The sequence below is a fragment of the Streptomyces sp. NPDC001933 genome (assembly GCF_042890955.1).
GTDB lineage: Bacteria > Actinomycetota > Actinomycetes > Streptomycetales > Streptomycetaceae > Streptomyces.
Genome location: NZ_JBIASS010000009.1, coordinates 230,860 through 248,627 on the forward strand (window position 1 = coordinate 230,860; position 17,768 = coordinate 248,627).

Genomic DNA, 17,768 nt, shown 5'->3' on the forward strand with positions numbered 1-17,768 from the left:
CTCAGCCGTATCGGCGCATCTCGTGGAAGAAGTCGTCCACGACGGCGAGTTGGCCGTCGGCGCGCAGGGTTTCGTAGATGTGTCCGCCGACCGCGAGGTCCAGGACGCCGAGCCCGAAGGGTGAAAAGACGACGGGCCGGTCGTCGCGGATCTTCAGGTCGCCGGTGAGTACGTCGTACAGGGTGCCGTCGATGAACTCCCGGTTCCCGCTGAGCTGTTCGGCGAGGTGCGGGGAGGTGTCGGCCTTGAGGCAGTGGTCGATGTCGTCGACGACGTTGGTGGCCGCGAGGATCACCTCGGGCGACAGGTCGCGCAGCGACACGTGCAGGACCAGCGGGTTGTGGGTGAACCACGCCGGGTCGGTGACGTGCGGGGCTCCGGCGACGGTCGCGAAGACGACGACGTCGCTGGAGCGGATCAGCTCTTCGGGGCCGGTGTGCAGGGTGACCGTGCCGTTGTCGCCCTCGCGCTCCAGGTGTTCGGCGAAGCCCCGGGCGTGCTCCTCCGACAGGTCGTACACCCCGGTCTCCTCGAAGCTCCAGCCGGTGCCCACGAGGTACTGGTGGATGAACCGGGCGATCAGGCCGGTGCCGAAGAAGCCGATCCGGCGCGGCCGGTCACGCCCCTCGGTGAGCCGGTCCGCGGCGAGCGCCGCCGAGGCGGCGGTGCGGGCCGCGCTGATGATGGAGCTCTCCAGACAGGCCAGCGGGTAGCCGGTGGCCGGGTCGTTGAGGATGAGCACGGCGGAGGCCCGGGGAATCCCGGCCGCCACGTTCTCGGGGAAGCTGGAGATCCATTTGATGCCGTCGACGGGTGCGGCGCCGCCGAGGGAGGCGGGCAGCGCGATGATGCGTGAGGTGGGGCGGTCGGGGAAGCGCAGGAAGTAGGAGGGCGGGTTGACCGTGTCACCGCCGCCGTGCACGCGGTAGGCCGACTCGATCAGCCGGACCACTTCCTCGTGCCGGCCGTCGAGGACTCGGTGCACCTGCGCGCCGGGAATCACGGCGAACGAGGGCACCCCGGGGGTTGGCGGCATCACAGACTCCACAGCTCTCGGGAAACCGAATTTCTGTGATGACGCTAGCCATCGGCCTTATCGGCGTGATATCGCCGGATTAAGCCCGTCCGCAAAGCGGACCCCGTCCCACCGCCCGTTTCCGGCCCCGGAAAAATGGCCGGCCCCTTTCTTCCTATTCGCCGATTCCCACCTCCGGGGCGACTTCCGGCGAGACCGGCGGGAGCTCCGGCAGGACTTCCGCAGAGACATCCGGGGATCCGCTGAGCTCCCGGGCCACCTCCTCCTGCCAGTGCGTGGCCCCTCTCCGGGTGAACAGCTCCTTGGCGCCCAGGAGTTCGGCGCGGGCCTCCTCCTCCCGGCCCAGCCCCCGCAGGAGTACGCCCAGTTTCAGCCTGATCGATCCCTCGACGACGGGGCTGCCGAGCTCGCGGGCGACCTTGCGGCCCTGGACGTACGCGGTCTCGGCCGATTCGAGCGCCCCGAGCGCCACCCGGGCCTGGCCGAGTCCGTACAGGGCGTGCGCGAGGCCGTGGGCGTCGGCCTTCGCCCGGGACAGCTCCTCCACCCGCAGGTACGACTCCTCGGCCTCCTCCGCCCGCCCGGACAGCAGCTGCGCGCTGCCCAGCCGGTACAGGCACTGGGCGAGGCTGCGCGAGGCGCCCGGGTCCATGGACTCCGCGACCCGTACCGCGTCCCGGGCGTGGCCGAGGCTGGCCTCGTAGTTGCCCCGGTCCAGCTCCAGCTGGGCCATGTTCTGGAGGACGGACGACTCCGACGACAGATCACCGGCCTCGCGGAAGATGGGCAGCGCCCCGCGCAGCCGGTCCGCCGCCGCGTCGGGGTCGCCCTGAAGGCGGTGGACGACCGCGAGGTTACGCAGAACCAGTGCTCGGCCCAGCCGCTCGTCCAGGTCTCCGTACAGCTCGAGCGCCTCCTCGGAGCGCGCCTTCGCCTCGTCCATGCTCTGCCGCATCAGCGCGGCGGCCCCGGTGTGGTGCAGCATGACCGCCTGGCCCAGGCGGTCGTCGGCGGCGCGGGCCGCGTCCAGGGCGTGCTCCGCGCAGCTCTCCCAGTTCTCCACGTAGCTGCGCGTCTCGAAGAGCACGGACGCGGACCCCGTGAGGTCCCAGGCGAGATCGGCCATGCCCATCCGGGCCGCCTGCTCGACCATGCCGACCAGGCAGAGCCGCTCCGCCTCGAACCAGGCCAGCGGGTCCGAGAGCAGCTCCTCCAGCAGGTCCGTGTCGATGGTGGCCGGCTCGGTGCCGCTGTGCACGATGCTGAACTCCCCGCCGCTCTCCCTGCGGTGGGCCTCGCGGGCAATGGTCAGGGCGGTGCGGAAGACCCGGCGGCAGGCCTCCCGCCAGGCCTCGTCCGACTCCTCGTCCCGGGCGCGCTCCCCCGCGTACAGACGCAGCAGGTTCTGGAAGCGGTAGCGCAGCCGCCCGGTCGCGTCGACGCCGACGACCTCCAGGAACTGGGTGTCCACCAGGTCCTCCAGGAGCAGCTCCGCGTCGATCACGTCGACATCGAGCAGCGCGGCGGCCACCCACGAGGTGAAGTCCGGTACGTCGGCGAGGCCGAGGCGCCGGTAGAGGCGGGCCGCGTCGGGGGAAAGGTAGCGGTAGCTGAGCTCGAACCCGGCCCGTACCCGGGACTCCCCCTGGCTCAGCTCGTCGAGCCTGCGCCGCTCGTCGCTGAGCCTGGTCACCAGGTGCCGTACCGTCCAGTGCGGCTTGGACGCCAGGCGGGCGGCGGCGATGCGCAGGGCGAGCGGCAGCCGGTCGCAGAGCTCGACCAGCCGGTTCGCGTCCGCTCGGGCGGCTGCGATCCGTTCCTCACCGGCAATCTTGGCGACGAGTTCGACGGCCGCGTCGGGCGGCAGGACGCCCAGGTGGACGCGGGCCTCCTGCGGCCAGGTCACCAGCTGCTCCAGCTGGTCGCGGCTGGTGACGACCACGCAGCTGGCGCCGCTGCCCGGCAGCAGTGGGGCGACCTGGGCGTGGGTGCGCACATTGTCCAGGACGATCAGCGCGCGGCGCTCGGTGAGCAGGCTGCGGTAGAGCGCGATCCGCTCCTCCAGCGCCTCCGGGATCTGCTGCCCCGGCACGCCGAGCGAGCGCAGGAAGCGGCCGAGGACGTCGGCGACGGATGCGGGCTCGTGCTGTTCGTCGTAACCGCGCAGGTCGGCGAAGAGCCGCCCGTCGGGGAAGTCGTCGGCGACCCGGTGCGCCCAGCGCAGGGCGAGACCGGACTTGCCGACCCCGGCGACACCGGTGATCAGGCCGACGGTGGGGGTCTGGAGCGTGGCCCCGGATTCGATCATCAACGCGTCCAGGGCCGCGAGTTCGCTCTCGCGGCCGGTGAACCCAGGTACGTCCGGCGGAAGTTCGGACGGGACCACGACGACCTCGGGCACCGCGGCCTCGGCCGCGACGGAGACCGGTCCGTCGGCCGGGGTCAGCGAGGGGTCGTCGCGCAGGATCAGGTCGTGCAGTTCCTGGAGGTCCGGGCCCGGTTCGAGCCCGAGCTCCTCGATGAACTGCTCGCGCGCCTCCCGGTAGGACTCCATGGCCTCGGCGCGCCGTCCCGCCCGGTACTGGGCGAGCATCTGGTGGTACCGGGTCCGCTCGCGCAGCGGGTTCTCCTGCACGACCCCGCCGAGCTCGGGCAGCAGTTCGTAGTGGCGCCCCAACGCCAGCTGGACGGCGGTGGCGTCGTCGTAGGCGTTGAGCCGGTACTCACCGAGTCGGCCGGCCTCCTCCTCGACGAGCAGCCCGGACACCCCGGCGAGCGCGGGCCCGCGCCACAGGTCGAGGGCGCGCCGGTACCGGCCCGCCGCGTCCTCCAGGCGCTGCTCCCGCACGTCGGTCTCCGCCTGCGCGACGAGGGCGGTGAACTCCACCGAGTCGATGTAGTGGCTCTCGGCGTCGAGGAGGTATCCCGGATGCGTGGTCACGATGGTGTCGTCGGCCGCGCCCTGCGCCTTGAACGTCTTGCGGAGCGCGGCGATGACGATGGCGATCTGGGTACGGGCGGTGGCGGGCGGGTTCCCGTTCCACACTTCGTGCACCAGAGTGTCCACCGGCACTGTTCGACCGGGATTGAGCAACAGCAGAGCGAGTGTGGTCCGTTGACGTGCCCCGCCGATGACCACCTTTCGCTCGCCCGACGTCACCATGAGTGGGCCAAGGATTTTGAATAAGAACCGTTCCCCCACCGGGCCTCCCGTTTCCCCCACCCCGAGGAATTCCGGGATCACATTACCCGTCCAGGAGTTCGAAACGGGTGATCGGGGACGAACTCTCGATGACCGATTTCCGGTGCCGGGCGCGGACATACCGCCGGGGACCGGTTACCTGTCATATGCGGTCACATCCGTACGGGTCCGATCGGCGACGATCGGACCCGCCACGGGTGGGACCACCGGCGGGACCAGGGCCGGAACCAGAGCCGGACCGGGGCCGGGGCCGGGGCCGGGGTCGCCGGGGCTCGGCGGGATCCCGTCTCCCGCACGTTCCGGCGCTTGCGTCTACTGCGGCGGGTTCCCGTGCTTGCGGGACGGCAGGTCGGCGTGCTTGTTGCGGAGCATCGCCAGTGACTTGACGAGCACCTCCCGGGTTTCGGTCGGGTCGATGACGTTGTCCACGAGCCCGCGCTCGGCGGCGTAGTACGGGTGCATGAGCTCGGCCTTGTACTCCTCGACCATGCGGGCGCGCATCGCCTCCGGGTCCTCGGCGGCGGCGATCTGCCGGCGGAAGATGACGTTGGCGGCACCCTCGGCGCCCATCACCGCGATCTCGTTGGTCGGCCAGGCGTACGTCAGATCCGCACCGATGGACTGACTGTCCATCACGATGTACGCACCGCCGTAGGCCTTGCGCAGGATCAGCGAGATCCGGGGCACGGTCGCGTTGCAGTACGCGTACAGCAGCTTGGCACCGTGCCGGATGATCCCGCCGTGCTCCTGGTCGACGCCGGGCAGAAAGCCGGGTACGTCCAGCAGCGTGATGATGGGGATGTTGAAGGCGTCGCACATCTGCACGAAGCGCGCGGCCTTCTCGGACGCCCCGATGTCCAGCACCCCGGCCAGCGACTGGGGCTGGTTGGCGACGATGCCGACGACCTGTCCGTCGAGCCGCGCCATCGCGCAGATGATGTTGCGGGCCCAGCGCTCGTGGACCTCCAGGTAGTCGCCGTCGTCGACGAGCTCCTCGATGACCTGGCGCATGTCGTACGGCCTGTTGCCGTCGAGGGGCACGAGATCGAGGAGACCGTCGTTGCGCCGGTCGGCGGGGTCGCGGGTGGGCTGGACCGGCGGGTCCTGCCGGTTGTTGGAGGGCAGCATCCCGATCAGGTAGCGGACCTCGGCGATGCAGGTCTCCTCGTCGTCGTACGCGAAGTGCGCGACGCCCGAGGTCTCGGCGTGCACGTCCGCGCCGCCGAGCCCGTTCTGGGTGATCTCCTCACCGGTCACCGCCTTGACCACGTCCGGCCCGGTGATGAACATCTGGGAGGTCTCGCGGACCATGAAGACGAAGTCGGTCAGCGCGGGGCTGTAGGCCGCGCCGCCCGCGCACGGGCCGAGCATCACGCTGATCTGCGGAATCGCACCCGAGGCCCGGGTGTTGCGCTGGAAGATCCCGCCGTAACCCGCCAGCGCGCTGACGCCCTCCTGGATACGGGCGCCCGCGCCGTCGTTCAGCGACACCAGCGGCGCACCCGCCGCTATGGCCATGTCCATGATCTTGTGGATCTTCGTGGCGTGGGCCTCGCCCAGCGCACCGCCGAAGATCCGGAAGTCGTGGGCGAAGGCGAAGACGGTCCGGCCGTCCACGAGCCCCCAGCCGGTGATGACGCCGTCGGTGTACGGCCTTTTGTCCTCCAGCCCGAAGCCGGTGGCCCGGTGCCGCCGCAACTGCTCGACCTCGCAGAAGGTGCCCTCGTCGAAGAGGAGCGCCAGCCGCTCGTGCGCGGTCAGCTTGCCCTTGGCGTGCTGGGCCTCGGTCGCCTTCTCGCTCGGCCCGCTGCGGGCCAGCTCACGCAGGGCGTGCAGTTCCACGACACGCCCCCGGACGTCGGCCGGGGCGCCTGCGCCATCGGCAGAAGCGGAGGCGGAAGCAGAGGCGGAGGGATCGATCGTCGTCGTCATGGCGTCCCCCTCACTGCCAGCTGAGCGGGGCGTCGTACCGGTCCGCGTGCCGCCACCACCGCGACCCAGCGACGGACTGCCGCTGCGGCGGCTCCGCGCGATCGGCCCGCAACGCGAGCAACACCACGGTGAGCGCGGCCAGTTCCTCTTCGGTGGCCTGCCCCCGCTCGACGCTCAGCGCGATCCCGGAGCTCTCCGGACTGCCCATCTCACCCTCCTTCGCCTCCGGGGAGCTCACTGCGGAGAACCCCACGGCCCCTCATGGGACGACGAATTCCTTGCGAGGGACTACGCGGCTCCTATGCCGGGGTGCCGGTCGGCAACCGACCGGCACCCCGTCCGGTTCACGCCGGCGCGAAGACGAACAGTCCCGCCTCCGTGCCGACGTAGCCGTAACCGGTGGCCGTTTCGACGGAGGGGATGTTCTCCTCGGGCAGGTTCTTCGCCAGCACCTTCTTCGTCCGGCTGTCCACCGCGATGCCGGTATTCGTGGCGCTCTCGTCGTCCGTCACCCCGTACAGCACCGATCCGTCGGCCGTGAAGCGGACCGGGTCCAGGGCGTGTTCGCCGTCCTGCTGCTCCCACATCTGCTCGCCGTCGGTGGTCTGCCACACGGCGGTTCCGGGGAAGTCCTCGAACTTGACCACGTCCCGGGCGCGAGGTCGCACCGTCCGCCCAGGCGGCGGACTGGACGTACATCGGCATGTACGCGAGCAAGTCCCGGTGCGTCGACGCCGGTCAGCAGTACCAGCGCGAGGGCTGGTCCGAATGGAAGTGCGTGAACAGGCCGGGCACGGGCGAGTACGGGCTCTCCATCCGCTGAGCCCGAGCAGCACCGGGGGCCGGAAGCGGGGCGTCAGCCACCGCACCGGCCCCCGGCGCCGTCACGGCGGCACCGTCACTGCCCCGGGCGGGCCACCATCGGATAATCTTTCCGTTTTGGCAATCTTTCCATTCTTGCAATCTTGCCGTGACGGCAAGATTTGCTCTACGCTGCTCGCATGACACCTGCAGACGAGGCCCGTACGGCCGGGCAGCCCGGACTCCGTGAGCGCAAGAAGCGGGAGACCCGGGTCGCCCTGAGCCAGGCGGCGATCCGGCTCTGCGTCCTGCACGGCTGGGCCGATGTGACGGTCGATCAGATCGCGGCCGAGGCCAACGTCTCCGTCCGCACCTTCCGCAACTACTTCGCCGGCAAGGCCGAGGCGATCGCCGCCAGCCACCTGGAGAGGATGCTCCAGGTCGCCGAGGACCTGCTCGCGCGCCCGGCCGGCGAACCGCTCTGGGACTCGCTGCTGCACGCCGTCGTCGGCCGGTTCGTACCGCCGGAGACCCCCGCGTCCCGGAACGCACCGCAGAACGAGCGGTGGCGCGAGGGGGTGCGGCTGATGCTGGGCGAACCCGCGCTGGCCGGTGAGATCGTCAAGGCCAACGCCGCCGCCCAGCAGGCGCTGGCCGAGGCCGTCGCACGGCGCACCGGCACCGACGCCGAACGCGACGTCTACCCGAAGCTGGTCGCCGCCGTGGTGGCGGCCGGCAGCGCGACGGCCGTCGAGCACAGCCTGCGCGCCGACGAACCCGCGCCGCTCGGCGCGGTCCTGGCACAGGTCTTCGAGCAGCTCGCCGCCGGCCTGCCGGTCCCGAACGAAGAGCGGTAACCACCCACCGCACACCCGGCGCCGCCCTCTCCACTTCCGCAACGAGGAGTGGCAGCCGCCGCATGCCCGGCGCCGCCCCTTTCCCCTCCCTTTCCCCTTTCCGTACCAAGGAGGCACGACCGTGACAGCCGACGTGATCATCGTGGGAGGCGGCCCGAACGGGCTGATGCTGGCCTGCGAGCTGAGCCTGGCCGGGATCAGCCCGATCGTGCTTGAGCAACTCCCGGAGCCCAGCACCGAGCCCAAGGCCAACGGCCTGCTCGGCCAGGTGGTGCGCCTGGCCGACCACCGCGGTCTGTACGAGCCGCTCAGCGGCAGCCCGGAGCCCCCGCAGCCGAACACCGCCTACTTCATGTTCGCCGCCATGGGCCTGGATCTCGGCCTGCTGGACGCCAGTCCGGTCTTCGGCCTGGCCGCCCCGCAGCACCGCATCGTCCAGGTCCTGGAGGAGCGCGCCCGCTCGCTCGGCGTCGATCTGCGGCGCGGGCACCGGGTCGCTGCCGTCGCCCAGGACGAGGACGCCGTCATCCTCGACGTCACCGGCCCCGACGGCGACCGGCAGCTCCGCGCCCGCTACGTGGTCGGCGCGGACGGCGCGCACAGCGTGATCCGCAAGCTCTCCGGAATCGGGTTCCCCGGCGTCAGCCACGACCGCCGGACCAACCGCACCGCCCACGCCACCGTCCCGGCCGACTGGGTCGATCCGGGCAACGGCGCCCTCACCGTTCCCGGCCACGGGCCGGTCCTGCCCTTCCTGCCCCACCGCACCGACCGGGGCGGCTTCTCCTACGCGCCGTTCCCCGGGCAGCCGCCGCTGGTGAGCACCACCGAGTGGGACCAGCCCGCGACGGACGAGCCGATGACCCTGGCCGAGATGGAGGCGAGTGTCCGCCGGGTCCTCGGCGTCGACCTGCCGCTCGGCCCGCCGGACGGCACGGGCCCGCATGTGCTGCGGCGGCTGGCCGGCGGCAACACCCGGGTCGCCGACCGGTTCCGCGACCGCCGGGTCTTCCTCGTCGGCGACGCCGCCCACGTGTACGCCTCCGGCGGCGGCCCCGGGCTGAACCTGGGCCTGCAGGACGCCGCCAACCTCGGCTGGAAGCTTGCCGCCGCGCTGCGCGACACCGCCCCGCCCGGCCTGCTCGACAGCTACGACACCGAGCGCCGCCTGGCCGCCCGCCGCATGGTGCTCAACTCCGAGGCGCAGTCCGCGCTCACCGCACCGGGGAGCGACACCACGGCCCTGCGCGAACTCTTCACCGAGCTGCTCACCGGGAAGGAGGTCGTCCAGCGCCTCGCCGACCTCACCGCGGGCACCGATGTGCGCTACGAGATGGGCATCGCCGATCCCCACCCCGCGGTCGGCCACTTCGCACCGGAGCTGGAGCTGATCACCGGGACGGAGAAGGTCCGGCTCGCCGAACTCGCCCGGAGCGCCCGGCCGTTGCTGATCGACCTGACCGAGGACCGGTCGGCGGCCGCCGTACTGGCGAAGGACCAGGACACCGTCGATCCCGTTGTCGCACGGGGTGGCGGCCCGGCCGGCCTCTCCGCCCTGCTGATCCGCCCCGACGGATACGTGGCCTGGGCCAGCGGCTCGCCCGTCCCCGACCCGGCCGAACTGGCCGGGCTGCGGGCGGCGGTCGAGCGCTGGTTCACGGTCTGAACACGGCCGCTCAGCGGGTGTCGGTGCCGGCGCGGGTGTGGGTCTCCAGGGCCTCGATGATCTCGGGCCAGAGTTCGCGGGGGCGGTCGTGCCCCATGTCGGCGAGCAGCAGGAGCTTCGCACCGGGCACCAGCTCGGCGGTGCGCCTGCCCCCGCTGGGGTCGGTCAGCGTGTCGTCCAGACCGTGGATCACCAGGGTCGGCACTCGGAGCCCGCGCAGTGCGTCGGTGCGCGGACCGCTGAGGATCATTGCCGCGAGTTGCCGCCCGACTCCGGCCGGGTAGTGGGCGCGGTCGTAGCTCCGGGCAGCCGGCTCACGCAGGGGTGCCGGGTCGCCGTACCGCTTGGAGCCCCACACCAGGTCCCTCTCCGCCGGCCGCGATGTACCCCCGCATCCCGGTTCGGCACCGAACAGACACCTAGCGATCGACGGCCCCGGGGACGAGGCCGTCGGCGACCAGTCCGTCGAGTACCGCCTGGCCCAGGGCGTGCACGGCGGACTGGGGGCGGACCATCACGGTGAACTCCTTGATCCGGCCCGCCCCGTCGAACTGGAGCAGGTCGATGCCGTGGATCTGCTTGCCGTTCACGGTGGCCCGGAAGAGCAGGACCGTCGACGGGGCTTCTTCGCCGTCGGCACTCGTCTCGGCCGTGCCCTCGAAATGTCCGACGTAGCGGAAGTCCTCGAAGGTGCGCAGCAGTACGCCGAAGAGCCCCAGCACCATGGGCCTGCCCTCGAAGGGGGTGAACTTCACGGGGCTGTAGAGGCGGATGTCCTCGGTGAACAGGTCGCTCAGCGCGGCCAGTTCGCCCTTCTCCATCGCGGTGCGGAAACGTTCGGTGGTCTCCACGGTCTTCGTGGCCTCCATAGCTCCTCCTGATGCTCAGCAGTACTCAAGAATATGATTAGTAATTTTCTTGAGTATGATGCAGTGGCGGACGAGGAAAGGGAAGGGGTCGCTTCGATGGCCTTGCGACATGCCGTGCTGGCGGCGCTGCTGGACGGTGAGTACAGCGGATACCAACTGGCGAAGACGTTCGACATCGGCGTCGCGAACTTCTGGCACGCCCTGCCGCAGCAGCTGTACGCGGAGCTGGCCAAGCTGGAGAAGGAAGGACTGGTCGCGGGGCGGCAGGTGGTCCAGGAGACCCGGCCCAACAAGCGTCTGTTCCAGGTCACCGACGCCGGTCGCGCCGAGCTGGAGAAGTTCGCCGCAGCCGTGTCGAAGCCCTCGTTCATCCGCGACGATCTGCTCGTCAAGGTCCAGGTCGCCGACCGCATCGGCACGGATTCGGTGATCGAGCAGCTCCAGGAGCGGGCGTCCGCGGCCGAGGCCAAGATCGAGCTTCTCGGCAAGCTGCTGCGGCAACTGCGCGGCGACGCGGACGAGGAGGAGTTCCTCCTCCGGGGCGAGCGGATCGGGCCGTATCTGACCTGTCTGCGCGGCTTGGCCTTCGAGCAGGAGCACCGGGACTGGTGCCGGCGGATCGCGGCCGTCCTCCAGGAAAGGCAGTCGACGCATGCCGAACGGTGAGTACCTGCGCTACGTCGCCCTGGGCGACAGCCAGACCGAGGGGCTCGGCGACGGTGACGACACCGTCGGGCTGCGGGGCTTCGCCGACCGGCTCGCCGAGCACCTCGCGGCCCTCGACCCGGGCCTTCGGTACGCCAACCTTGCCGTACGCGGCCGAGTCGCCGAACAGGTCCGCGCCGAACAGCTGGAGCCCGCCCTGGCTCTGCGCCCCGACCTGGCCACCGTTGTCTCCGGGGTCAACGATCTGCTCCGGCCCCGGTTCGACGCCTCGGCGGTGGCCGGGCACATGGAGGAGATGTTCGCCGCGCTCACCGCGGCCGGGGCCCATGTGGTGACGCTGACCTTCCCCGACGTGGGGAAGATCGTGCCCCTCGCCCGGCCGATCAGGTCACGCGTGTTCGACCTCAACACCCGCATCCGTGCCGCGGCCGCCCGGCACGGGGTCGCGGTCGCCGAAACCGGCCGGGCGGCCATCGCCACCGATCCCCGGCTGTGGAGCGCGGACCGGCTCCACGCCAGTCCCCTGGGCCACGAGCGGATCGCCGCAGCCGTTGCCGAAGCGATCCAGCTGCCCGACAGCGACGACGCCTGGACTCTCCCCCTGCCGCCGCGGAGGGTCCTCACGGGCCGTCAGGCCGCGGCCGCCGAACTGCGCTGGGCGGCCGCGTTCCTCGGCCCCTGGCTCGGACGCCGCCTTCGCGGCCGCTCCTCCGGCGCCGGCCGCACCGCGAAGCGTCCCCAGCTGCTGCCCGTGAGCGCCCCGCCCGGCTGCTCCGCGACGGGAGGCCGACCGGCGGGAGCCTAGGCGTCCGCGGTTTCGGTGTCGGTGTCGGTTTCGATGACGGCCCGTTCGATCGCGGCCTCGACCGCGGCGACGACGGTCCGTGTGTCGGCGCCCGTGCCGACCTGACCGGCGAGCGCGGTGATCGCGGCGGTCTGGGCGGCCATCCGCCTGTCCATGGACCGGATGCGGGCCTGCATGTCCTTCAGGATGGACTGCGGCTGCCACGTCGGATTCGTCGAGTGGTCCGCCGCGTCCGCCGGGCCGCCGATCGCGTCGGTCTTCCACACGGCGTCGAAGATGTCGCGCTTGGTGATGCCTGCCATGGGGTCCTCCTCCTGATCCGAGCCGGGGTTCCAGCTCGCGGGATGCTTGAGCCGCTCGGAAACATCGGCACGGAGCTTGGGCATGGTGAAGCCGCGGGGGTCGACCTTGTCGTTCGACCACTCCAGGTGGCCTATCACGGACTTCGCCGACCATTTGTGCGCCCGGCACAGGGCGGCCTGGACGCGGACGATCGCGTCGTACTGGGCCTTGGGCCAGGGGTCCTTGCCGTCGCCGAGGTTCTCGCACTCCCACCCGTAGAACCGCGCGTTGCCGTCGATCCCGTTGCTGTTGCCGCGGGTCGGCGGAGTCGGACGGGTGCCGTACGACTCCGCTATGACCTGCTCCAGCACCTTGGGGTCGCCGCCACCGGCATGATTCGCGCGGCCCCAGCCGACCATGTGCACCCGGCCGTCCTTCGCGATCATCCCGTGGCACAGCGGGCCGGGCAGGTCCGCGTAGCCGTCGCGGACCATCCGGACCGTCGCCGCGGTGCCCTTGGTCACGGTGTGGTGCACGATGCTGCCGTTGACCGGGCCCCATGGACCCTTCGAATTGCGGTTGTGGGTACGCCAGTTGCCGACCTCGACCACGCGCACGCCCTCGGCGCGCAGCGCCTTGAGCACAGCGGAGGCGGACAGAGGACTAGCCATTCGTTTCCCTTCAGCCCGGGGTGTACGGGACGTCGCGGACCTTACGTACGGTTCGCCACCGTCCGCCGCCGTCCGCGTGAACGCGAACCGGGTTGCGGTGACGACCATTTCATAAGAGATCCATACCCGCACAACAACTGCCGGACTCGACCGCGCGACCGGCAGTGTGCACGGACCGTCACTCGGCGCCGGACTTCGCCTCGGCCAGGGTGTGCGCGACGAGGGCGTTGGCATGGCCGTGGCCCAGGCCGTGCTCGGCCTTGAGCCAGGCGACGAGCTCCATGTGCTTGGTCAGGGGCGATGTGCGGATGAGGTTCTTCCAATCCTCGATCGGGCGGCCGTACTTCTTCTCGATCGAGGGGAAGTAGCTGGCGGGGCCGTTCACCGGGGCGGTCATGTCGTTGTCTCTCCTGTGTGCGTACGTGGTGGTCGTGGAAGCCGTACGGTCACCTGCCGGGCCGGCGGGGCCTTGCTCAGGCCTTCTGCCCGGCGGCGAGGAAACCGTCCAGGACGGGAGCGAGGGAGTTCGGGTCGATGTTGTGGTCCTGGCCGGCAAAGGTGTGCAGGGTGAAGTTGTCCGCCAGCGCGGCGAGTTCCCGCGCCCCCTTCAGCATGTGCTCGTCGGCATCGCCGCTGCCGACGAGGACGGGGACCGTCACGGACTGCCAGCGGTCGGCGGGCAGCGGGCGGCCTGACATGGTGTCGCCCATGACCTGACCGTCGTACGGCAGGGTGCGGGCGGTGGCCTCCATCCCGGCCCAGAAGGGGGCTTGCCGCATCCCGGCGACGGCCTCGGCGGGCATGCCGACGGCCGCGGTCATGAAGTAGGCGACAGCATCGCCGAATGCCTCCCGGGCCACGAGCGCCTTCAGGTGGTCGACGTAGTCGGCGGGCAGCGGAGGACGGGTGGTGTCGACGATGAACGGCGGTTCGTACAGGGCCAGGCGGGAGACGGCGCTGCCCCGGGCCACGGCCTCCAGCGCCAGAACAGCGCCGGAGGACATGCCGAAGACCATCGCCTCGCCGCCCACGCGCTCGATCAGCGCGTCCAGATCCTCGACCTCGCGCTGCACGTCGTACGCCGCGCTGTCCCCACTGTCGCCGCGGCCCCGGCGGTCGTACGTGATCACGGTGAACCGCTCGGCCAGCAGGCCGGCGAGTGCGGCGGAGTCGCCACGGGTCATGAAGGCGCCGCCGACGAGCACCACCGCGGGACCCGAGCCCTGCTGCTCGTAGGCGATGGCCGTGCCGTCGGACGAGAACACCTTGTCCATGCGAGATCCCCAATCCCATTCATACGCAGTGCACACGCACCGGGACGGAACCCCGGCACTTTCGGAACTGGACGGTACGGTACCCACATGAGTACTGATCAGTCCAGTACTCTTCAGTGGGGGCGAACCGAGGCAGGGCAGACAGGAAGGAAGTTGTTGGCGATGGACAACCGTTCAGCGCGCAAGCACCAGGCGATCCTGGAGGCCGCGACCACGGTGTTTCTGAGCAAGGGCTACTCGGGAACGAGCATGGACGACATCGCGAAACTGGCCGCGGTGTCCAAGCAGACGGTCTACAAGCACTTCGCGGACAAGGAGAAGCTGTTCTCCGAGATCGTCCTGGCCACCACCGATCGCATCGACGGCATGATCGACCTGGTGGCCGCCGTCCCCGCGGACGCCGATGCCCTGGAAGAGAACCTGACCCGGCTCGCCCGCCAGTTCCTGGCCGCCCTCACCCGGCCCCAGGTCCTTCAGCTGCGACGTCTGATCATCGCCAATGCCGATACCTTCCCCGAGCTGGGTGCCGCCTGGTACGAGCAGGGCTTCGAAAGGGTTCTGGTCACCCTGTCGGAAACCTTCCGGCATCTCGCCGACGAGGGTCTGCTCCGGACCGACGACACGATGCTGGCGGCCCATCACTTCGCCGGTCTGTTGCTGTGGATCCCCGTGAACAAGGCCATGTTCCACGGCAGTGCCCAGCACACCGAGGCGGACCTCGACCACTACGCCACCGCCGGCGTCCGCGCCTTCCTCGCCGCCCACCGCTGATCCGGCGGAGCGCCTGGCCCGACCGTCCGCGAACCGGGAGAAAACACACGAACTGGTCCGAGCGCACCGTCGTACGCGAGGGTGTCCGCATCTCCTGCCGCGACTGGGGCGGAAACCGGACACCCTCTCGTCCTTCTGCACGGTCTGGCCGGCCACGCGGGCGAATGGGACGTCGTGGCCCGTGGCCTGAGTCCTCGGTACCGGTCATCGCCGTCGACCAGCGAGGCCACGGCGCCATGCTCACCGCTGCCGCGCACCCCGGCCTGATCCGCGCGCTCGTACTCGTCGAGGCCGGGCCCGGCAGGGCGGGGCCGGAGGTTCGAGCCCGGTGTGGTCTTCACCTACGACCGCAACACCCAGACCAACACCCAGCTGCGCAAGGCGGGTGTGGAGGTCATCACCATCGTCGGCGCCGAACTGGGCCGCGGCCGGGGCGGTGGCCACTGCATGACCTGCCCGATCATCCGCGAACCCGTGTCGTACTGACGGCCCTGCTCCTGCTCCTGCTTTCAGCGTGGGCCGGACAGCGGGGACCGGGCCTTGAACGAGTGCAGGTCGACCGCGGCGAGGGTCTGCTCCGCGTCATGCGCCTCGAAGGTGCCCCTGTACTCGAAGCCGAGACGGGTGGCGAGCTTGAGGGAACGCGCGTTGGCCGTCTGGGTCACCACCAGGACCGGCTGGTCGGGCAGTTCGCCGGCGGCGGCGCGCAACACGGCCGTGGCGGCCTCGAATGCCAGCCCCGCGCCCCAGCTTCCGCGCCGGAGCAGATAGCTCAGCTCCAGCTCCCCGCCTTCCTCGGTGACGTGTCCGGGAAGGTCGGCGGAGCGGCGGTCGAGCGCGAGTGTCCCGATGAACCGGTCGGTTTCCTTGTCGGCGATGACGTAGGTACCGGGCCTGCCCGCGATGGCACCGATGCCGTGCGTGTCGAAGTACTGCTCGACGACGCCACGGGGCCGCGGGCCACCGAGGTGCGCACGGAGTTGTGGATCGGTCTGGAGCTCGATGAGGCCGTCGATGTCGGCGTCGTGCGCCTTTCGCAGCCGGAGGCGATCCGTGGTGATCTCAGTGGCGGACAGCGTGGGCGATGCGTTCATGGGATCCATTGTCCGGCTCGTGCGGGCGCCGCGCGTCCGGCGTAAGCAGTGTCGTTTCAGCAATGAAGTCGCTGGGCCGTCCGGGTGGGTTCCTGGCCGCGAGGCTGGCGCGGGTACCTGCGGGCTGCCTAAAACCTGGGTTGTGATCAAGAACCTCGTGCGGCGCGGTCTTCCCGCGCTCGCCCTCGCAGCCCTGCCCGTCCTGGCCGCCGTTCCCGCCGCTGACGCCGTGGGAACCGGCCATGCCGTCCGGAGCACGCAGACCCACGCGCTGCGGAGCGACGCCCACTTCTACCCGCCCGCCACCCTCTTCAGGAACCAGGCCTGGACCTCCGGCAACGGCCGTACCATCCTGCGTGTCCAGAGCGACGGCAACGTCGTCGTCTACAAGGACGGCCGTCCCGTCTGGCAGGCCCCCGACGTCTACCCCAACGCCGACCGCCTGGTCATGCAGGAGGACGGCAACCTCGTCGTCTACAACCGGTCCGGCGATCCGCTCTGGGCCGCCGGCACCTGGCACAAGGGCCGGTACCTCGCAGTCCAGGACGACGGCAACGTCGTCGTCTACGACAGCGCGAACCGCCCCGTCTGGGCCACCAACACCGGCGACTGAGCGACGTTCCGCGTACGGCAGGGGCCCGGACAACCGTCCGGGCCCATGCCCGTGTCGTCCCGTGCCGTCCGCCGGTCCACGCGTCGGGAAGGGGCCGGTCACCTGCTCCCGCCAGTGGCAGGATCACCTGCCACAGGTCCAGAACACGGGGGGGGGTGCGATGCGCTTTCGGATCCTCGGGCCGCTCGAAGTGTTCGACGGCACCCACTGGCGGGGGATCTCCGCCGCCAAGCCCCGCACGCTGCTCGCCACCCTGCTGGTCCAGCGCGATGTCCCCGTGCCGGCGGACCGGCTGGGGCGGAGCTGTGGGGTGAGTGCGAGCCCAAGGCCGCCACCAATCTGATTCATCAGTACGTGATGCGGCTGCGCCGTGAACTCGGGGACCGGCAGGGCCGGTTGCTGGTCACCCGGCCGCCCGGCTACCAGATGGTGCCGGCCGACGAGGACGATGTGGACGCCGCCGCCTTCACCCGGCTCGGCGACTCGGGCCGCGCGGCGCTCGCGGTCGGCGATGCGGAACGGGCGGCGGGTCTGCTGGCCCAGGCCCTCGCGCTGTGGCGCGGACACCCGCGCTCGCCGATGTGCCGACCGGGCCGCTGGTGGAGGCGGAGGCCGCGCGGCTGGCCGAGCAGCGGCTCGACGTCCTTCAGTCCCGCGTAGAAGCCGACCTGGCCTGCGGCCGGCATGCCGCGCTGGTGCCGGAGCTGCGGCAGTCGGTGCGTGAGCACCCGCTCCGGGAGGGGCTGTGGGGTCAGCTGATGCTGGCGCTGTACCGGTCGGGGCGGCAGGCGGAGGCGCTCGACGCCTACCGGGAGGTGCACCGGCTGCTGGTCGGCGAGCTGAGCATCGAGCCGTCCGCCCCATTGTGCGATCTGCAACTGCGCATGCTGCGCGGCGACCCCCGGCTCGACCTCCCTGAACCTGACCCTGAACCTGAGGCTGAGGCTGAGGCTGAGACCGGGACCGGGGCCAGGGCCGGGACCGGGAACCGACCCGAGCGCGGGGCCCTGCCCCGGCCCGATTCGCAGCCGTCCGAGGGGGCACGGGATCAAAGCCCATTGCGGTGAAGTGGCCGGCCAGTTCCAGGGACAGGACGCCGTGCAGCCGGGTCCAGAAGGTCAGGGCCCGGTGGAGCGCCGCGGGCGGGGCCGGGTGGTCGCCGGCCCAGGCCCGGTGGTCTTCCAGATGGGTGCGGAACGGTGTCGCGGGGACGTCCGGGGCGCCCCGGC

General features: G+C 71.0%; 19 protein-coding genes and 3 pseudogenes. 10 read left to right on the forward strand and 12 right to left on the reverse strand.

From position 1 onward, the window contains the following. Position 1: 1 nt before the first annotated feature. The 5 genes from sbnB to ACFYY7_RS23330 form a co-directional block, all read right to left on the reverse strand. Positions 2-1,036: a 2,3-diaminopropionate biosynthesis protein SbnB gene (sbnB, locus tag ACFYY7_RS23310; RefSeq protein ID WP_388664080.1), complete on the reverse strand. Its 1,035-nt coding sequence runs from the start codon at positions 1,034-1,036 to the stop codon at positions 2-4. 154 nt (positions 1,037-1,190) lie between these two features. Continuing rightward, on the reverse strand, positions 1,191-4,199 hold the full coding sequence (locus ACFYY7_RS23315; protein WP_388664082.1) for a BTAD domain-containing putative transcriptional regulator: 3,009 nt from the start codon (positions 4,197-4,199) through the stop codon (positions 1,191-1,193). Positions 4,200-4,550: 351 nt separating this feature from the next. Beyond that, positions 4,551-6,170 (reverse strand): acyl-CoA carboxylase subunit beta, encoded by a 1,620-nt coding sequence (locus ACFYY7_RS23320; protein WP_388664084.1) that lies wholly within the window; start codon positions 6,168-6,170, stop codon positions 4,551-4,553. 10 nt (positions 6,171-6,180) lie between these two features. After that, on the reverse strand, positions 6,181-6,378 hold the full coding sequence (locus ACFYY7_RS23325) for an acyl-CoA carboxylase subunit epsilon (protein ID WP_266737863.1): 198 nt from the start codon (positions 6,376-6,378) through the stop codon (positions 6,181-6,183). A gap of 136 nt (positions 6,379-6,514) precedes the next feature. Next, positions 6,515-6,817 (reverse strand): hypothetical protein, encoded by a 303-nt coding sequence (locus tag ACFYY7_RS23330; RefSeq protein ID WP_388664087.1) that lies wholly within the window; start codon positions 6,815-6,817, stop codon positions 6,515-6,517. Positions 6,818-7,171: 354 nt separating this feature from the next. Between ACFYY7_RS23330 and ACFYY7_RS23335 the strand changes: the two genes are divergently transcribed. After that, entirely contained in the window at positions 7,172-7,828 is a 657-nt protein-coding gene (locus tag ACFYY7_RS23335; protein WP_388664089.1) for a TetR family transcriptional regulator, read from the forward strand. 121 nt (positions 7,829-7,949) lie between these two features. Further along, entirely contained in the window at positions 7,950-9,494 is a 1,545-nt protein-coding gene (locus ACFYY7_RS23340; RefSeq protein ID WP_388664091.1) for an FAD-dependent monooxygenase, read from the forward strand. Between the two features lie 10 nt (positions 9,495-9,504). On the opposite strand, the pseudogene ACFYY7_RS23345 reads toward ACFYY7_RS23340, so the two are convergent. Both ACFYY7_RS23345 and ACFYY7_RS23350 read right to left on the reverse strand, forming a co-directional pair. After that, positions 9,505-9,876, reverse strand: a pseudogene (locus tag ACFYY7_RS23345) (alpha/beta fold hydrolase); the annotation flags it as partial. 37 nt (positions 9,877-9,913) lie between these two features. Continuing rightward, the gene (locus tag ACFYY7_RS23350) at positions 9,914-10,363 is read right to left on the reverse strand and encodes a nuclear transport factor 2 family protein (protein WP_388664093.1); all 450 of its coding nucleotides are present in this window, start codon (positions 10,361-10,363) and stop codon (positions 9,914-9,916) included. Between the two features lie 96 nt (positions 10,364-10,459). Between ACFYY7_RS23350 and ACFYY7_RS23355 the strand changes: the two genes are divergently transcribed. Next, positions 10,460-11,029 (forward strand): PadR family transcriptional regulator, encoded by a 570-nt coding sequence (locus tag ACFYY7_RS23355; protein WP_388664095.1) that lies wholly within the window; start codon positions 10,460-10,462, stop codon positions 11,027-11,029. Then, positions 11,016-11,834 (forward strand): SGNH/GDSL hydrolase family protein, encoded by an 819-nt coding sequence (locus ACFYY7_RS23360; protein WP_388664097.1) that lies wholly within the window; start codon positions 11,016-11,018, stop codon positions 11,832-11,834. Before ACFYY7_RS23355 ends, ACFYY7_RS23360 begins: the two co-directional genes overlap by 14 nt. Here the strand turns inward: ACFYY7_RS23360 and ACFYY7_RS23365 are convergent. The 3 genes from ACFYY7_RS23365 to ACFYY7_RS23375 form a co-directional block, all read right to left on the reverse strand. Further along, positions 11,831-12,787 (reverse strand): N-acetylmuramoyl-L-alanine amidase, encoded by a 957-nt coding sequence (locus tag ACFYY7_RS23365; protein WP_388664099.1) that lies wholly within the window; start codon positions 12,785-12,787, stop codon positions 11,831-11,833. The two genes, ACFYY7_RS23360 and ACFYY7_RS23365, sit on opposite strands and share 4 nt — an antisense overlap. 178 nt (positions 12,788-12,965) lie before the next feature. Continuing rightward, positions 12,966-13,184 (reverse strand): DUF4287 domain-containing protein, encoded by a 219-nt coding sequence (locus ACFYY7_RS23370; protein ID WP_388664101.1) that lies wholly within the window; start codon positions 13,182-13,184, stop codon positions 12,966-12,968. A 76-nt stretch (positions 13,185-13,260) separates the two neighbouring features. Beyond that, positions 13,261-14,061 carry an alpha/beta fold hydrolase gene (locus ACFYY7_RS23375; protein WP_388664103.1) on the reverse strand — a complete coding sequence of 267 codons (801 nt, stop codon included), beginning with the start codon at positions 14,059-14,061 and terminating at the stop codon, positions 13,261-13,263. Positions 14,062-14,223: 162 nt separating this feature from the next. On the opposite strand from ACFYY7_RS23375, the gene ACFYY7_RS23380 reads away from it, so the two are divergent. Together ACFYY7_RS23380 and ACFYY7_RS23385 are read left to right on the forward strand one after the other, a co-directional pair. Next, positions 14,224-14,832, forward strand: a complete 609-nt coding sequence (locus ACFYY7_RS23380; protein WP_388664105.1) for a TetR/AcrR family transcriptional regulator — start codon at positions 14,224-14,226, stop codon at positions 14,830-14,832. 321 nt (positions 14,833-15,153) lie between these two features. Further along, positions 15,154-15,318 (forward strand): annotated as a pseudogene (locus ACFYY7_RS23385) (arginine deiminase family protein); the annotation flags it as partial. 23 nt (positions 15,319-15,341) lie between these two features. On the opposite strand, the gene ACFYY7_RS23390 reads toward ACFYY7_RS23385, so the two are convergent. Then, on the reverse strand, positions 15,342-15,926 hold the full coding sequence (locus tag ACFYY7_RS23390; protein WP_388664107.1) for a GNAT family N-acetyltransferase: 585 nt from the start codon (positions 15,924-15,926) through the stop codon (positions 15,342-15,344). A gap of 142 nt (positions 15,927-16,068) precedes the next feature. Between ACFYY7_RS23390 and ACFYY7_RS23395 the strand changes: the two genes are divergently transcribed. The 4 genes from ACFYY7_RS23395 to ACFYY7_RS23410 all read left to right on the forward strand — a co-directional run bounded on the left by ACFYY7_RS23395 (position 16,069) and on the right by ACFYY7_RS23410 (position 17,606). Next, on the forward strand, positions 16,069-16,539 hold the full coding sequence (locus ACFYY7_RS23395; protein ID WP_388664109.1) for a hypothetical protein: 471 nt from the start codon (positions 16,069-16,071) through the stop codon (positions 16,537-16,539). Between the two features lie 160 nt (positions 16,540-16,699). Further along, the gene (locus ACFYY7_RS23400) at positions 16,700-16,882 is read left to right on the forward strand and encodes a hypothetical protein (protein ID WP_388664111.1); all 183 of its coding nucleotides are present in this window, start codon (positions 16,700-16,702) and stop codon (positions 16,880-16,882) included. Between the two features lie 14 nt (positions 16,883-16,896). Continuing rightward, a complete protein-coding gene (locus tag ACFYY7_RS23405; RefSeq protein ID WP_388664113.1) occupies positions 16,897-17,199 on the forward strand; it encodes a BTAD domain-containing putative transcriptional regulator in 303 nt (100 codons plus the stop codon). Continuing rightward, positions 17,139-17,606 (forward strand): BTAD domain-containing putative transcriptional regulator, encoded by a 468-nt coding sequence (locus ACFYY7_RS23410; RefSeq protein ID WP_388664224.1) that lies wholly within the window; start codon positions 17,139-17,141, stop codon positions 17,604-17,606. Before ACFYY7_RS23405 ends, ACFYY7_RS23410 begins: the two co-directional genes overlap by 61 nt. Here the strand turns inward: ACFYY7_RS23410 and ACFYY7_RS23415 are convergent. Then, a pseudogene (locus ACFYY7_RS23415) lies at positions 17,584-17,757 on the reverse strand (TetR-like C-terminal domain-containing protein); the annotation flags it as partial. The gene ACFYY7_RS23410 and the pseudogene ACFYY7_RS23415 overlap by 23 nt on opposite strands. Positions 17,758-17,768 lie beyond the last annotated feature (11 nt).

Excerpts from the sequence above, each read along its gene's own strand:
- sbnB (WP_388664080.1), bottom strand. The coding sequence starts at position 1,036 with ATGCCGCCAACCCCCGGGGTGCCCTCGTTCGCCGTGATTCCCGGCGCG.
- ACFYY7_RS23315 (WP_388664082.1), bottom strand. The coding sequence starts at position 4,199 with ATGGTGACGTCGGGCGAGCGAAAGGTGGTCATCGGCGGGGCACGTCAA.
- ACFYY7_RS23320 (WP_388664084.1), bottom strand. The coding sequence starts at position 6,170 with ATGACGACGACGATCGATCCCTCCGCCTCTGCTTCCGCCTCCGCTTCT.
- ACFYY7_RS23325 (WP_266737863.1), bottom strand. The coding sequence starts at position 6,378 with ATGGGCAGTCCGGAGAGCTCCGGGATCGCGCTGAGCGTCGAGCGGGGG.
- ACFYY7_RS23335 (WP_388664089.1), top strand. The coding sequence starts at position 7,172 with ATGACACCTGCAGACGAGGCCCGTACGGCCGGGCAGCCCGGACTCCGT.
- ACFYY7_RS23350 (WP_388664093.1), bottom strand. The coding sequence starts at position 10,363 with ATGGAGGCCACGAAGACCGTGGAGACCACCGAACGTTTCCGCACCGCG.
- ACFYY7_RS23355 (WP_388664095.1), top strand. The coding sequence starts at position 10,460 with ATGGCCTTGCGACATGCCGTGCTGGCGGCGCTGCTGGACGGTGAGTAC.
- ACFYY7_RS23360 (WP_388664097.1), top strand. The coding sequence starts at position 11,016 with ATGCCGAACGGTGAGTACCTGCGCTACGTCGCCCTGGGCGACAGCCAG.
- ACFYY7_RS23365 (WP_388664099.1), bottom strand. The coding sequence starts at position 12,787 with ATGGCTAGTCCTCTGTCCGCCTCCGCTGTGCTCAAGGCGCTGCGCGCC.
- ACFYY7_RS23370 (WP_388664101.1), bottom strand. The coding sequence starts at position 13,184 with ATGACCGCCCCGGTGAACGGCCCCGCCAGCTACTTCCCCTCGATCGAG.
- ACFYY7_RS23375 (WP_388664103.1), bottom strand. The coding sequence starts at position 14,061 with ATGGACAAGGTGTTCTCGTCCGACGGCACGGCCATCGCCTACGAGCAG.
- ACFYY7_RS23380 (WP_388664105.1), top strand. The coding sequence starts at position 14,224 with ATGGACAACCGTTCAGCGCGCAAGCACCAGGCGATCCTGGAGGCCGCG.
- ACFYY7_RS23390 (WP_388664107.1), bottom strand. The coding sequence starts at position 15,926 with ATGAACGCATCGCCCACGCTGTCCGCCACTGAGATCACCACGGATCGC.
- ACFYY7_RS23400 (WP_388664111.1), top strand. The coding sequence starts at position 16,700 with ATGCGCTTTCGGATCCTCGGGCCGCTCGAAGTGTTCGACGGCACCCAC.
- ACFYY7_RS23405 (WP_388664113.1), top strand. The coding sequence starts at position 16,897 with ATGCGGCTGCGCCGTGAACTCGGGGACCGGCAGGGCCGGTTGCTGGTC.